At 33.3% G+C, this 14,670-nt stretch carries 12 protein-coding genes; 11 read left to right on the top strand and 1 reads right to left on the bottom strand.

Annotation, left to right across the window (positions count from 1 at the left end):
* Positions 1-25 precede the first annotated feature (25 nt).
* From AC1DVB_RS11660 to AC1DVB_RS11640, 5 genes are all read left to right on the top strand, one after another.
* On the top strand, positions 26-1,201 hold the full coding sequence (locus AC1DVB_RS11660) for an MFS transporter (RefSeq protein WP_477589331.1): 1,176 nt from the start codon (positions 26-28) through the stop codon (positions 1,199-1,201).
* A 1,034-nt stretch (positions 1,202-2,235) separates the two neighbouring features.
* Complete coding sequence (locus tag AC1DVB_RS11655) at positions 2,236-3,408, top strand: YHYH domain-containing protein (protein WP_477589329.1); 1,173 nt, start codon at positions 2,236-2,238, stop codon at positions 3,406-3,408.
* Between the two features lie 91 nt (positions 3,409-3,499).
* The gene (locus AC1DVB_RS11650) at positions 3,500-4,933 is read left to right on the top strand and encodes a hypothetical protein (RefSeq protein ID WP_477589327.1); all 1,434 of its coding nucleotides are present in this window, start codon (positions 3,500-3,502) and stop codon (positions 4,931-4,933) included.
* 344 nt (positions 4,934-5,277) lie between these two features.
* On the top strand, positions 5,278-6,246 hold the full coding sequence (locus tag AC1DVB_RS11645) for a PIN domain-containing protein (protein ID WP_477589325.1): 969 nt from the start codon (positions 5,278-5,280) through the stop codon (positions 6,244-6,246).
* Positions 6,247-6,502: 256 nt separating this feature from the next.
* The gene (locus AC1DVB_RS11640) at positions 6,503-7,108 is read left to right on the top strand and encodes a hypothetical protein (protein ID WP_477589323.1); all 606 of its coding nucleotides are present in this window, start codon (positions 6,503-6,505) and stop codon (positions 7,106-7,108) included.
* 439 nt (positions 7,109-7,547) lie between these two features.
* On the opposite strand, the gene AC1DVB_RS11635 is transcribed toward AC1DVB_RS11640, so the two are convergent.
* Positions 7,548-8,195, bottom strand: a complete 648-nt coding sequence (locus AC1DVB_RS11635) for a FadR/GntR family transcriptional regulator (protein WP_477589321.1) — start codon at positions 8,193-8,195, stop codon at positions 7,548-7,550.
* 278 nt (positions 8,196-8,473) lie between these two features.
* On the opposite strand from AC1DVB_RS11635, the gene AC1DVB_RS11630 reads away from it, so the two are divergent.
* The 6 genes from AC1DVB_RS11630 to AC1DVB_RS11605 all read left to right on the top strand — a co-directional run.
* Complete coding sequence (locus tag AC1DVB_RS11630) at positions 8,474-9,193, top strand: FadR/GntR family transcriptional regulator (protein WP_477589319.1); 720 nt, start codon at positions 8,474-8,476, stop codon at positions 9,191-9,193.
* A 479-nt stretch (positions 9,194-9,672) separates the two neighbouring features.
* Positions 9,673-10,587: a fumarylacetoacetate hydrolase family protein gene (locus AC1DVB_RS11625; RefSeq protein WP_477589317.1), complete on the top strand. Its 915-nt coding sequence runs from the start codon at positions 9,673-9,675 to the stop codon at positions 10,585-10,587.
* The gene (locus AC1DVB_RS11620; RefSeq protein WP_239858376.1) at positions 10,565-11,350 is read left to right on the top strand and encodes an SDR family oxidoreductase; all 786 of its coding nucleotides are present in this window, start codon (positions 10,565-10,567) and stop codon (positions 11,348-11,350) included. The genes AC1DVB_RS11625 and AC1DVB_RS11620 overlap by 23 nt, the downstream gene beginning before the upstream one ends.
* Before the next feature lie 177 nt (positions 11,351-11,527).
* Complete coding sequence (locus tag AC1DVB_RS11615) at positions 11,528-12,703, top strand: pyridoxal phosphate-dependent aminotransferase (RefSeq protein ID WP_239858374.1); 1,176 nt, start codon at positions 11,528-11,530, stop codon at positions 12,701-12,703.
* 41 nt (positions 12,704-12,744) lie between these two features.
* Positions 12,745-13,995: a dicarboxylate/amino acid:cation symporter gene (locus AC1DVB_RS11610; RefSeq protein ID WP_477589314.1), complete on the top strand. Its 1,251-nt coding sequence runs from the start codon at positions 12,745-12,747 to the stop codon at positions 13,993-13,995.
* Positions 13,996-14,215: 220 nt separating this feature from the next.
* Positions 14,216-14,670, top strand: a 455-nt coding sequence (locus AC1DVB_RS11605) for a Glu/Leu/Phe/Val dehydrogenase dimerization domain-containing protein (RefSeq protein ID WP_477589312.1), incomplete at its 3' end; no start/stop codon positions are given.

Below are 14,670 nucleotides of genomic sequence, written 5' to 3'. Positions count from 1 at the left end.
ATTAAATATTAAGGGTGATCGTTGAATGAGTAATGTTTGGTTAATGAGTTTGGTCAGCTTTTTTACGGATATGGGTACATATATGGTTACTCCTTTAATTCCTATTATTCTAGCATCATCGGGACCTATGATCATCGGAATCATTGATGGATTATCTGAAAGTTTAGCTAGCTTACTGAAATTCTCTTCAGGCAGGTATTCAGATCGAATCAAAAAGAGAAAAAGAATAGCGATAACTGGTTATGGATTATCAGGATTAGGAAGAATATTCCTGATTTTTGCAACCAGTTGGGTAGGAGTTTTTATATGGAAGTTAATTGATAGAACAGGTAAAGGCATCCGCACAGCTCCTAGAGATGCAATCATTTCAGAATCAGGTGGAAAAAATAGACAAGGTAGAACATTCGGATTGCATTCAATGATGGATATGATGGGAGCTGCACTTGGAATTGGTGCTGCCTATTTAATAATTCAATTCAATGGAACAGATAGTATACGTGAAGTATTTCTTTATTCATTTATTCCTGTCATTATTGGCTGGTTAATTCTCTTTGCAGTAAAGGAGAAAAAGGAAACGCAACCGAAAAAGAAAAAACTGGATTCCTCTCAGTCAAAACTCAGCTGGAAACTATTAAATCCGACCGTAAAAAAATTATTAATCGTTGTTTTTCTTTTTACTATTATAAATTCATCTAATTCATTTCTTTTATTGAGGGCATCAGAATTAGGGGTTTCCACGGCTAATGTTCTCTTATTATATTTGCTTTTTCATCTTACGGCTTCACTTTTATCTTATGCATCAGGTTCCTTTTCTGACCGGTTTGGGCGAAGAGGAATTTTAACAGCAGGTTACGTCATTTATGGATTAGTCTACCTGGGATTTGGGGCAGTAAATTCAACTACCAGCCTTGTGTTACTATTTATCTTTTACGGTCTTTATTCGGCATTAACGAAAGGTGTAGAAAAAGCATTAGTAGCTGACCTTGCAACTTCTGGAGCTAAAGGAACAGCACTCGGTTTCTATTCGATGGTTACAGGGATTGGGCTATTTCCGGCTTCCTTGCTTACAGGGTGGCTATGGGAGTCATTTGGTGCTGAAGCATCTTTTTATTTTAATGGTGTTATTGCGCTTTTCGCTTCAGTTCTATTATTAAAATCCTTCCTTCCAAAAAGGAGGAATTTATTAATTAATTTATTTTAAAGGGTGTAGTCCGTATTCAATAATCGGGTGCGATTCTTTGATAAGAATCGCTTTTCTTAATGAAAACGGGTGATTTAGATCTATAATGATCAATAAAAAAATAATCAAACTATTTTATGAAAATTTTATACTGAAACCCTTTTTGATCACTCTCTTTTCAAAATGGATTGTGGTCCATAATTAACTGTGTTTCAATCCAACTAAGGTTATTGTTGTTTCTTTTCAAATATTTGGTTAATGTAGATTCAATTTATTAGCTTCTTTTATTAATATCAAAAATTTTAAATTCTACATCTAAACAGTGAAAAGTATTGAACCACACATTTAATATTGTACTATTTGTATATACTCCGATTCACCCAAATGTGAAGTTTTCACCTAAAGGACTGCTAATATTTAGGTGAATTTTTTATCTCCCAGAAAACCTCACTCTACACCAAAGTAAAGCAATCATTTCATGCTTTCTACTATCGATACGGTAAAAACGAAGTCATATCTAGCCGATTGTGATAATTAAGGTATAATGATAGGGGAAAGATATTTTGTAACGGATTAGGTGAAGATGATCATGAAGCTAATCATTTTATGTGGATAATGATGGTCAAACAAAATCTTAACTTTAAAAAAGAGCTTGAATTCCTTATTTAGTAAGGGATTGGAGACTATATAAATGATTGACTTTTTAAAGAGAAAAGTCTAAGCGAAATTTAAGTTTTGGGTGATAAGTGGATGAACGATTTGAGTGAGAATTTAGAGCTTAAGATCAATTGACTAGCTGACGATCAAAGCTGCCTTTAAGGCAGCTTTTTTTTCTTCAACTATCGGGGCAAGATAGTTGAAGAACGAGTACAATTTTAATACTAATTGTATTTAGTAAGATAAACTAATGACGGGTGATAATTTGATTGACGAAAAAACAATTACATAAAAAGTTATCAATAAACAGACGGAAATTTTTAGTAAATTTTCCCTATCGGTAAGAGGCCCTCAATGATAAAATAGAACTATTAACTCAAACAATAGGGGCGACTGTAATGAGTAAAAGAATATTCTACATATTTATGATTCTTTGGATGGTGTCGGCTAATACTACTTTTGCCCATCCAGGGAATAYGGATTCGAGCGGGGGGCATACGTGTCGAACCAATTGTGAAGATTGGGGATTAAATTACGGAGAGTATCATTATCATGATTCGACTCCCGCATCTTCTGTGAGTGATTATGAAGATGGATATGACCGAGGTTACGAACTAGCATATAGTTCCACTTCCCAGTGTGAAGAAGAATATGAGCGATGGTGGGAAGGACCGCAAGAGTTTGGAGATGGATACGAGCAAGGGATAGATGATGGGCACCAAGAGGGCTTATTGGTTTGCTATGAAGACAGCCATCAAGCAGGTTATGATCAAGGATATTCAGACTACATAGATGATTATGAATATAATGCTGAAACGGATGAACTATATGACTCTACTTCATATGAAAAAGGATATGTGGATGGATGGGCACAGGCGGAAAGTGAAGTTGATAGTGAGGAAGTGGAAGCAGTATCTAATGAGTCATCAGATGACTCTTCTATGGATTCAAGTGAAGATGCAGAATCAGAGGAAGAACTACCTGATATAGACCAAGAGTCGCTATATGATGATGGTTATGATGAGGGGTTTATAGCAGCAGAAGAAGATTATCTTTACAATGATTTCAACAGTGATGTAATTGAAAAAGAATTGGAAGGATATAAGAAGGGGTATTTTGCTGGTTATATTGAGGGTGGAGGGGGAACCTTTGGTGAAAACATTTACTATTATTCATTTCAAAAGTACCTCCCTGCTACGATTTTAATAGGAACGGTGATTTTTTCGGGTCTGATATGGTTCATTTTAAAAAGAAGACGGAATAAACAAGCTGATAATTCTTCAGATGAGGTAAAAAAGCCAAGCGAAGGGAAAATAAGTTGGATAATCAGTGGTTTTATAATAACTTCGATTGTTGGTTTCTTTTTAATTGGCAATATTGGTGGTTCAGAACCTGTGAATTCAGAAGTGTCTGATAATCCTTATTCCTATACTTCTATTGATCAAGACTGTGATTATTTTGATACACAAGAAGATGCTCAATTGTTTTACGAGGCAAATGGGGGACCAGTGGAAGACCCTCATGATTTAGATCGTGATAATGATGGAATGGCTTGTGATTGGAATCCTTGAGGTATTGATTGGAATATTTACTTTTTAATTAATACTATAATTAATTATTCGAACCTGTATAATCAAATTTTATCAAATAGGAGGAAGAAAAATGAATAGAAATGACATAATAATTTATTTGAAACTTAAAATTCCTGACTATTCGTGTGAAACAAACATAAATAAACATGTACTTCAATTTTCTGTACACGTTTTTCCATTTCTCCAAAAAGGTCGATTACACCCATTTATAGAAAATCTTGTGAACGCTTTAAGTGAAATAGAACACGCTGTTCCTGGCTACGCTAGAAAGACTATAAATTGGATTGCTTCTATAGAGAAAACTCATTTTGAACAGGTTATACAGATTTTTGGAGAAATTATAGTTTTAAGAAAATTAGTTTCTATTGCTGTTCCAAAATCGATTACACTAGAACCTTCAGCAACAAACAATGGGAAAAATCCCGAATTTAGAGCATTAGTTGATGATACTTTTTTTGCTATAGAAGTTAAAACAGCAAGCACATTTGATTTCACTACTGAACGGCAGTCAGGATTACAAATTACTTCCCAACTTAATAAAGTAGATTATAAGCTTTTAAGCCAAACTGGAAAAATAGTTAATTCTCGATCCTTGAAAGTAAAAGATTATTTAGTTAGTGCTGAAGAGAAATTTGAACAATACAAACAAAACATCGATTTTAAAGATGACTTTCGCTTGTTATTTATTATTTGGGATGATTACATAAACGAACCACTTAGCGCATTAGCTAATCCTAATTGTGGCTTATTAACTGATAACTCTTTTTATCAAGATTCTAGATTTGAGAATGTTGATGGAGTCATTCTGATTAGACATATCCATCAGTTTTTTAGAAATCTCCAATATGGGGAGATGGTTGATTACGGAAAAAAAGGTGTTCATGATTCTTTTGATTACGTTAATCCTGCAATATTTGCAGTATATATTCAAAATCCTTTAGGAAGAGAAATTTCATATAAAAAACCTCTAAAATTTGAAGCTTCTCCAATTGTAGATTTAGATTTTTTTGAATTTTCAGTCGCGGAATACCAACCTACTGACTTTATTGATTGGCAAAGAGGGCTTTCCGTTACTGGTATATATAGATTACCAGATGAATTAAAGAACAAAATTATTTCTTTTTTTATTGAGACGCCTTCCAATGAGATACCAATATCATATTTAGATATCTCGCTATTTGATAATATCTCTATAGATCGAATATATTCTGAATTACGTAAAAAGTACTCTGATGATAAAAAAATTGAAGAGGAACTCTTTAAATCTATTAATAATTTTATAAAAGTTCGTCATGTTATGTCTAAAGAAAATTTAATACATTTAAATGAAGAATCAGACAGACGTTCCAAATATGATTTATATTTTAAAGAGAGTTTCTCACAAAACTATTCCCTTCCACTAGATGAAAAATGTCCATGTTGCTCCGAAGAGCTATTCAAAGATTGCTGTTCCAATAAACTTAGCTTCTTAATTATACACATTATTACGATTTTTAAATTTTAAAAGGATATTAAGAGTTAGGGATAACATTAAGTATTAACTTTAAAATTTAAAGTTTATCTAAGTTTTTTCTCTTCTAATTAGGATGTATTCGCAACTTTTTTGATTCTCATGGCAAAATTGCACTTAAAGTAAAGGGTGCGTAAGTTGCATAAGAAGAAGGAAAAAAGTCGATTCCTCCCATATAAAATTTTAAATGTACAACTTTTACGAACGGATATTTATTCTATAAAATGATCAATTAACGTTCGTTTAAATTATAAAACACTTTACGATCGTTTTTGATGAGATATGTCTATTGCCTGGGCTTTACTAAATAGAAAAAAATTATAAAAGGGGAAATTGAAATGCAATATGGAAATGTTATTTCGATAAAAAAGGGATTTGCAAAAAGAAGAATTTTTCGAGATAAAGTTTGGGCTTTAATCCCAGATACTAATATACTTTTGTATTTAGTGAGTAAGGATGATTATTTTGAATTTCTCGTAAAGTTAGAGCTTCTAATCTGTAATAATCATTTAGCACTGGTACTTCCAGAACAGGTAATTAACGAATTCTATAATAACCTCGAAAAAGTTATTGAAAGGAAAAAAGAAAATATTCGGGTGAAAATCAAGGAAGCAATGCAATTAAAGGATTATTTGTCTCCACTTTCCCAAGATAAAGGAGAGCATTTTTCAGCAGAATTGGATTTGATGATTAATCAAGAAGAAAAGATATTTTTAAGAAATCTATATAGAAAAGTAACCTGCTTAGAATTTTTATTTAATTACAGAGCAGACATCATTAAAACAACAGACGGAGCAAAAGTTAAAGCAGCTAATATGGCATTAGAGAAAATCGCCCCATTCTTTGGTGATAAAGGTAAAAAAAATAATAAAGACGTAAATAAGCTAAGTATGGGGGATGCAATCATTTTTCTGAGTATTACTAGCTATCTTAAAGATAGTCAGTATAAAGAAAATTACTTTCTTACTGAAAATGCTGACGATTTTTGTAAGTCTGGAAACAAACGTGAATTACACGAAAACCTGCTAGTTAAGGCTCAAGAAGTTTCAATGAAATACTCAATTAACATTGCTGAATTTATAAATAAGGTTATTGAGGAAGTTGGAACAACAGATGGACTGACAAAAATTCAATCGGAAGTAGTTCAGAAAGTAGAAGAGACTGTTATTTCAAAATGCCCATTTTGTAAGGATCCCGAAGCTCAATTAACTGGATACTATGGTAGATCTATGTTCGGATTAACATGGTGGGAACAATGTACAAAATGTGGTGCCAGATGGGATACGGGAGAGGAATTTGAATGTTGATTTTTTTTCTGGCAGATTTAAGCAAGGTGATATTACGATAAAAGTAAAACGTACTCATAGTTGAAGCGAAGGTTTTTTCAAAAAGAAAACTAAGCAAAAAATTTTCAAAGAAGAGATTTCCATCTACATTTAGACTGTTTTTGATAGTGGGTAGTTTATATTATTTAGTTTAAAATAATGAAATAACTACATTAGGAAATTTAAACTAATAAGCGTTTTCAGTACTTTGAGAATTCAATACAAGGAGGATTAATTTTTGTTTATTTTATTAGTTACAATCAATATACTATTGATTGTATTAAGCATAACTTTTGGAATATATGCATTAATAATAAAAGAATATACATTATCTATTTCTGCCTTTTCGGTTTTATCAGCAACAATTTCAGGACTTGTAGCAACTATGGTACTTAAAGCAAACAAAGATAAAGAGAGACCTTACATTTTAATAAGACCAAACTATAAAAAATACGGTTTTATTCAGATAACAGTTGAAAATGTTGGAACCGAAGTAGCAGTAATAGATGATGTAAGTTACAGTAAGGAAATTATATTGTTTAACAAGGAAAATTTTTTTGAAGAAATAAAGGGAATTGCACTTCCACCCGGAGATTCAGTAAACTTTCCTTTAATGAATATAAATCAGTATAATGAGTTAAGCTCTAACTATACTTGCCAAGGTGTAATTATTTATAGAGATATCAATGATAAAAAATATAAAGACAAATTTTTATTTAACATTGAAAATCAAGGTGCTTCTTTTGTAGATAATGATCCAACAATAAAAACCAATTATAAGCTGCAACAATTGCCTGATGAGTTAAAAAAGATTAATAAAGAATTAAAAAAGTTAAATAAATAATAAGAATAATATTATATATTTAGGAAGTATATCTTCCACAAGCGATTTTTTAATAAGGTTCCTTTTCTTCTTGAACTAACACGTGCTTTCCTTCAATAAGGAAGGTTGCTGAGGAGCCTTTTTTTTTATGGAACTAAAGGGAAGCAATACCCCTTCTTCAGAATGAGAAGAGGGGGTATGATATCAGATGATTGTCTTCTATAGCCAATAACCAATAAAATGGTTCTGATGTAAAGATTGCATCCACCTGAAAATGGGACATAGGTTCCTCATGAAATCTGTTCATATGTAACCATTCCAAATAAATTATAAATAAAATTCACTTGATTTTAGCTAGATCCGTTTCGTAAAGTACGTTACTTTTCTTTTTGGAAAAGTGCATTATAGACTTATGATCCCTTGTTTGGCTTAAATACAGGTTAATCTTATTTCCTTGATATTAGATTGGGTTCGTTTTATTCAACTTGGATATTTCATGAAATAATTCCTCTAATCTTGTCTCATTTCTTTCTAAATAACAGTCTAAAAAGACATTAAATTGTATGTTTAAATTAAGGGTACAAAAATAATCATTTTCTTCTAATACGTTATAATTATTTAACCATAAGGAAAAGAAAAATGGATTTTGCAAACCGGTAGCTATGTATTCTATCCATTTTGGAAAATCAGACCAGAAATCACCTGTGAATTTAAGGATTGATGTTAGCTCCTTATTTGATAAATCAAGAGAAAGGGATAGTGAGACAATCTGCTTGGAACACATAATAAATACCTCATAGTAATTTTGGAGATATATGTGGTCTAGCTGTTGTTTTAATAATTGAGGTGGAATCAAAAATGGAGGTGGATTAGATACAAAAGTTCCCTCTCCCTGTCTTGAATCGAGGTATCCTAAAAGTTCAAGACTTCTAATACCTTCCCTGATTGATGAACGACTGACCCCTAATAATTCACTTAGATTTCTTTCGGTAGGAATTTTGGACCCCTCAGTTAGTTGCTCGTATTCAATATATTCAACAAGTTGAGTTATAACCTGTTGATACATTTTGGGGGGCTGTTGAACTTTATAGTTTCTATCTTTTTTCACTTAATGAACCTCCTGGATAGTAGATAATTAACAATAAAATGAATATTAAACATTAATCGCTGACTAAACATGTTTAGGTGTAATCAATTGAATAGGGTGAAATACAGAGTGTTTTTATGTTGGTTCTATATAAACCTTATTTGATAACAAATCCCTACATATACCATTTCTCTTTGGCTGTTATGTAAATTATATATGATTATATAGTATAATAATTATTAGTTATAAATGATACTTTAAAATGGTTTAAGCTTATTAACTTTAGAAGGTATAAAGAGGTGACAAGGTTGGTACTTAAAAATATTAAGAAAAAAAATTTATATGAAGAGATTATCTCTGAAATTATTCAATATATTCATGAAGAAAATTTGAAACCGGGTGATAAGCTCCCTACTGAAAATGAATTTGTAGAAATATTTCAGGTAAGTAAAACAGCTATTAGAGAGGCGCTTAGTGTTCTTGTAGCTAAAGGGATTATAGAAAAGCGTTCAGGTGTTGGCAGTATATTGAAAGGGATAAATGGTAGTACCTTTGTTGAACCCATCACCCAGAAGCTTATGATGGAAGAACAAACGCTAAAAGAAATTCTTGAGTTCCGTAGGGGAGTTGAAGTAGAGTCTGCTGCCCTAGCAGCCCAAAGAGCTACTAGAGAGCAACTAGAAGCAATTGAAAATGCCCACTTAGAATTAATTGAAGTGAATTGTAATGGAGGAATTGGGATAGAAGAAGATTATCGCTTTCATTCTTTAATTATTATTTCCTCTGGAAACTCTATTTATGAAACCATATTTGATATGATTTCTCCAACATTTTTAGAAGCATTAAAAGTCAGTAAGAATCAATCTAAGCGATTATCAAAATCATATTTAGAAGAGGCACACCAAGAACATGAACGGATTCTTAACGCCTTGAAGAAAAGGGATGCAGTAGAAGCTCGATTAGCTATGCTTGATCATCTCGAAAAAAACGAAATTAAAATTTGGAACAATGAGCTTTAAGAGCTTTAAGTTTTTGAATTGATATTAGAAGGTATTATTTGCGATGGTTTTACTTAAAAAAAAGGTAAGACCACTATATTTTCTTTTTTTCACAAAATATTATTTGATTTTTCATTTCGTATAGAAACAAGCATCAGACTTGTTTTGTTTTACAAGAAGTTCTATAACGTTTTTTAGTATGTCACCATAATTGAAATTATTTTTAAAATCAGCCAAGGCAAACAAACTGCTTGGCTGCTTTTTATGTCTTTTAAATTACTTTAAGTAATATTTTCTTCTACATTTTAGAAAGAAAAGCCCTTGCTATATATAATTAATCTCTAATTTATCAATAATAATCGTTGATTTACGAAATTTATAAAAAATAAAATACTTTACAAATTCAAATTGTCTTTATATTATGAAAATAGATAAACTAATATGGTCAGACCATATTAATTTATACTGACTTATCCAAAAATAAGTAGGAGGAATATTCTATGAAATTAGCAACAATTCAGCGTAACGGAGAAGAAATGGCGGGGCTTGTAGTTCATGATGGAATTTTGTTGATAGAAGATTTAAATACTAAATTTAATCAGGAATGGTCAACAGACTTATTTGAAATGATTACTTCTAACCAATTAGATGGGATGAAACAATGGTATTACTCAGAAGGTAAAGAAAAAGTTGCAGAACTAGGAGACATTCTAATTCCTTTTCAAGAAGTAGAGTATGCACCTCTATATCGTCATCCAAGAAAAATTTGGGGAATTGGTTTGAATTATGTAGAGCATGCAGCTGATTTAAACGAAAATGCACCGAATACAGAACCTGCAAGCTTTCTAAAACCGGATACTACCATTATTGGTCCCAATGATACGATCAAAATTCCTTTGCAATCTGAGAGAACAACAGCAGAAGCAGAGCTTGGAATTGTTATTGGAAAGGAATGTAAGGATGTGTCTGAAGAAGATGCCCCTAATGTAATTGCTGGTTTTACTACCATAATTGATATGACAGCAGAAGATATTTTACAGAGAAATCCTAGATATTTGACTCGATCGAAAAGTTTCGATACATTTTTTAGTTTTGGTCCTCACCTGGTTACACCTGAAGAAGTTGAAGAAGTAGTAAATTTAAATGTTTCTACCGTTATTAACGGAGAGGTTCACCGGAAAAACATTGTTTCTAACATGTCTTTTCTTCCTTGGCATTTAATATCTTTCCACTCTAAGGTTATGAAATTATTACCTGGTGATATCATCTCTACTGGTACTCCAGGAGCTGTCGTAATACGTGACGGGGACATCGTAGAATGTCATATTGATGGGTTTGAAAAACTGGTTAATCATGTAAAAGATTTAAAACTTAAAGGGGAGGTAACTACGCATGGAATTGAATCTTACAAATAAAGTTGCCCTTGTTGTTGCATCAAGCCAAGGACTCGGAAAGGCTATTGCAACACAACTAGTCAAGGAAGGCGTAAATGTCATGCTAACAAGCAGGGACAGCGTAAAATTGAAAGAATTACAGCGTGAACTTCACTCTTTGGGTAAAGGAAGGGTTGAATATTGTCAGGCTGATATTACAAATGTAGATGATATCCGATTGTTAGTTAGGAAAACGGCAGAGACATTTGATGGAATCGATATTTTAATTAATAACGCAGGAGGACCTCCTAGTGGTAAGTTTGAACAATTCTCCGATGAAGATTGGGAAAAGGCATTTGAACTAAATTTGTTAAGCTATATCCGTTTAATTCGTGAAGCTTTACCTCATCTCAAGAAACAAGGAGGACGCATTATCAACCTAGCTTCTTCATCAATTAGGCAACCTATACCGGGACTTATACTATCTAATACCTTTCGGTTAGGAATTGTAGGATTAACTAAAACTCTAGCTGAGGAATTAGCTCCATTTAATATACTGATTAACACGGTTGCACCGGGTAGAATTGCAACAGACAGAGTAGCATTCCTGGATCAAATCAAAGCAGATAAGCTTGGGACTACACGTGAAGAAGTGGCAAAAGCATCACAAGAAACGATCCTGCTGAAGCGTTATGGAACTCCAGAAGAGTTTGCCAATGTGGTGACATTCTTGGTATCAGATGCAAGCACATATATGACAGGAAGTTCCTTCTTAGTTGATGGGGGTATGTTAAAGTCCATCTAAGAATAACAAAGGATTTTTCATTTTCATAGTAGATCATTAGGATGCAATGCTTATAAACGAAACCATACTTAGGTTGAAATAGAATGTCAGCCAGAAGTTAGATTAAAAAGCAGTGATATTAAGGTCAATACCGATAATACCACATAAAAATTTATCCTGATAAATATGAGGAGATGTATGAATTTGCAAAGTGCTACTATGCTACAAGCATTGCCTGAGTCAAAAACTCTTTCAATTTTAAATAAAGTTACGCTTCTTAAACAAGAAGGTCACGATATTATTAATTTGGCTGGAGGAGATCCAGACTTTAATACGCCAAATATGATTATTGAAGAAGCAGAAAATGCCATGAAATTAGGGATGACACACTATGTAAGTAGTAATGGAATTCCAGAGTTACGTAATGAGATCGCTCATAAGTTAAAGACTGAAAATGGAGTCAATTATGACCCTTCCCAAATTATTGTAACGGCTGGGGGGAAACCGGCGTTATATGTTGCGTTAAAAAGCATAATAAATCCTGGTGACGAAGTATTAGTTATCAATCCAGCATGGGTAAGCTTTGAACCGTTAATAACTATGGTTGGTGGACATGCAGTTTCAGTAGATTTAAATCCTAATGATCATTTTAAACTTACAAAAGATTTACTGGATGCTGCTTGTACTGAGCGGACAAAGGCTATTATTGTAAATAACCCAAATAACCCAACTGGTAGAGTATTAACTAATGAGGAATTTCATAATCTTAGGGATGTTGTGATAGAGAAAGACCTAATTATTATTGCTGATGAAGTTTATGAAAAGTTGGTTTATGGAACACATCAATTTACTTCGCTTGCGAGTATACCTAGACTTGAAAATCGTACTATTACAGTACAAAGCTTCTCCAAGGGGCATGCCATGACTGGATGGAGATTAGGTTATTTAGCATTGCCAAATGAACTTGTACCTGCTGCTTCTAATATACAAGGGCATCTCGCAACATGCACTCCAGCATTTATCCAAAAAGCAGGAGTCGTAGCTCTTAAGGAAGCGAAAGAAGAAGTAGAACACATGCGCAGGATATATGATAAACGTATTAATCAAGTAGTGACTTATCTTAATCAAATTCCGGGTGTTATATGTCCCCATCCTGAAGGCGCTTTTTATGTTTTTCCAGAAATCAAATTTCGCAACTTCAATTCAATTGAACTTGCCAATTATCTTCTGGATGAAGCTAATGTAGCAGTTACTCCAGGAATAGCATTTGGCTCTAGCTATATGCATAACATTCGAATTTCATGTGCTATGTCCGAAGGGGAACTTGAGGAAGCATTAAGACGCATAGAAAAGGCACTTACTAAGGTGGTGTAAGTCAAAMCACACCACACCTTACTATTGAAAGGGGATAGGTAATGCAAGCTCTTAGAAGGATTCCTTTATGGCTCCAGATTTCCATTGCTCTTGTATTAGGTTTATGTTTAGGATCGATAAGTAAAACCATAGGGATAGAAGCAAAAATTTTAGGTGATGCTTTTATTCATATGATTAAGATGACAATTGTACCATTGATTTTCCCCCTAATTATATTAGGGATTGCTCAAATAAAATCAACCGGATCACTAGGTAGGCTTTCTCTTAAAGCCATTATCTATTTTGAAATTGTTACAACTTTAATCATCGTTATGTCCTTACTGCTTGCTAATATGGTGGACCTTGGAGTTGGAGCTGATTTATCAGGGGGAAATATGAAAGCTCTAGAGGGACTTGAGGCCAATAAAATTGACTTTAGAGAGTTTATTCTTCATATAATACCTTCTAATATATTTGTAGCCTTTTCAGAAGGGAATATATTAGCCATTGTCTACTTTGGTGTTTTCTTTGGCTTGGCTTTACGTTCCCTAAAGGGAAAAGCCAAACCTATAGAGGATGTTCTTGAGGCCCTTTCTAAAGTAATGTTTAAAGTTTTAGATTATGTCATTAAATTCTCTCCACTTGGTGTTTTTGGATCTATTGCTTATAGTATGGCTACTTACGGTTTCGAAAAGTTAAGTACCTTGCTTGATTTAATTTTAGTAACCTATGCTGGGTTAGCTATAGTTTTGTTAATCATTTTTCCCATAATTGCTCGTATCTATAATATTCGGTATTGGGAGTTAATTAATGAAATAAAAGATTTATTATTAATTGCTTTTACAACACGGAGCTCCGAGTCTGTATTTGCCCCTCTTACAGCACGTTTAGAAGGATACGGTGTCAAAAATTCAGTAGTATCTTTTGTATTGCCTCTTGGCTATTCATTTAATCTCGATGGTGGAATGGTCTACATGGCTCCTGCTATTTTGTTTTTAGCTAATGCCTATGAAATTCAACTCTCGCTATTAGATCAGGTTCACATTATCCTTTTACTTATGCTACTCACAAAGGGTGTTGCTTCCGTTCCTTCAGGAGTAATTGTTGTGTTGACAAGTGTTTCTGTTGTGATAGGGTTGCCAATGGAAGGTATTGCATTACTTATGGCCGTTGATTTCATAATGGATATGGCACGAACTGCGACTAATGTGGTAGGGAATGCATTGGCTACAGTAGTTATAGCCAAATCGGAGGGAATGTTTCACAAAAAAGAATTCGAAGTTGCTGAACAAGAGAAAATAAGAAGCTCTTAAGACTTGAGCACGCTTCCGTCATATGTTTAGGCTATGCAACTTCAATGAATATTCATTTTCTTGAATCTGATGTAAGCGCCTTCTTTTCAATGTGATGTTTATTTAATATTCAGATTGTTTCTTTCGGCTTTAAATTATATGAAACTATCATTTACAAGTCTATATAAATACAAGGGGATTTTCCTGCCTATATAACAAAAAGAGGAGTGAAAAAGAATTGATAACATCACCAGAAGTCCGAAAAGATGATCTACAAGTGGCTAAAGAATTTGTAAGTAAAGTGTACGCACAAGTAAAAGAGCGTAATCCTCATGAAAGTGAATTCCATCAAGCGGTAAAGGAAATTTTCCGTTCATTAGTTCCAGTATTTGCAAAACATCCAACCTATATGAAAAATGGGATATTAGAAAGACTCGTGGAACCGGAAAGAATGATTACCTTCCGTGTCCCTTGGATCGATGACCTTGGGAATATACACGTGAATCGTGGTTTCCGCGTGCAGTTCAACAGCGCTATTGGACCATACAAAGGTGGTTTACGTTTCCACCCGACAGTTAATGCTAGCATCATCAAGTTCCTTGGTTTCGAGCAAATCTTTAARAACTCTCTTACAGGACAACCTATCGGCGGCGGGAAAGGMGGATCTGACTTCGATCCAAAAGGAAAATCAGACGC

The organism is Peribacillus sp. P4_D6 (assembly GCF_056401795.1).
Note: the sequence above shows the minus strand (reverse complement) of the source record. Positions and strands in the feature narration are given on the sequence as shown.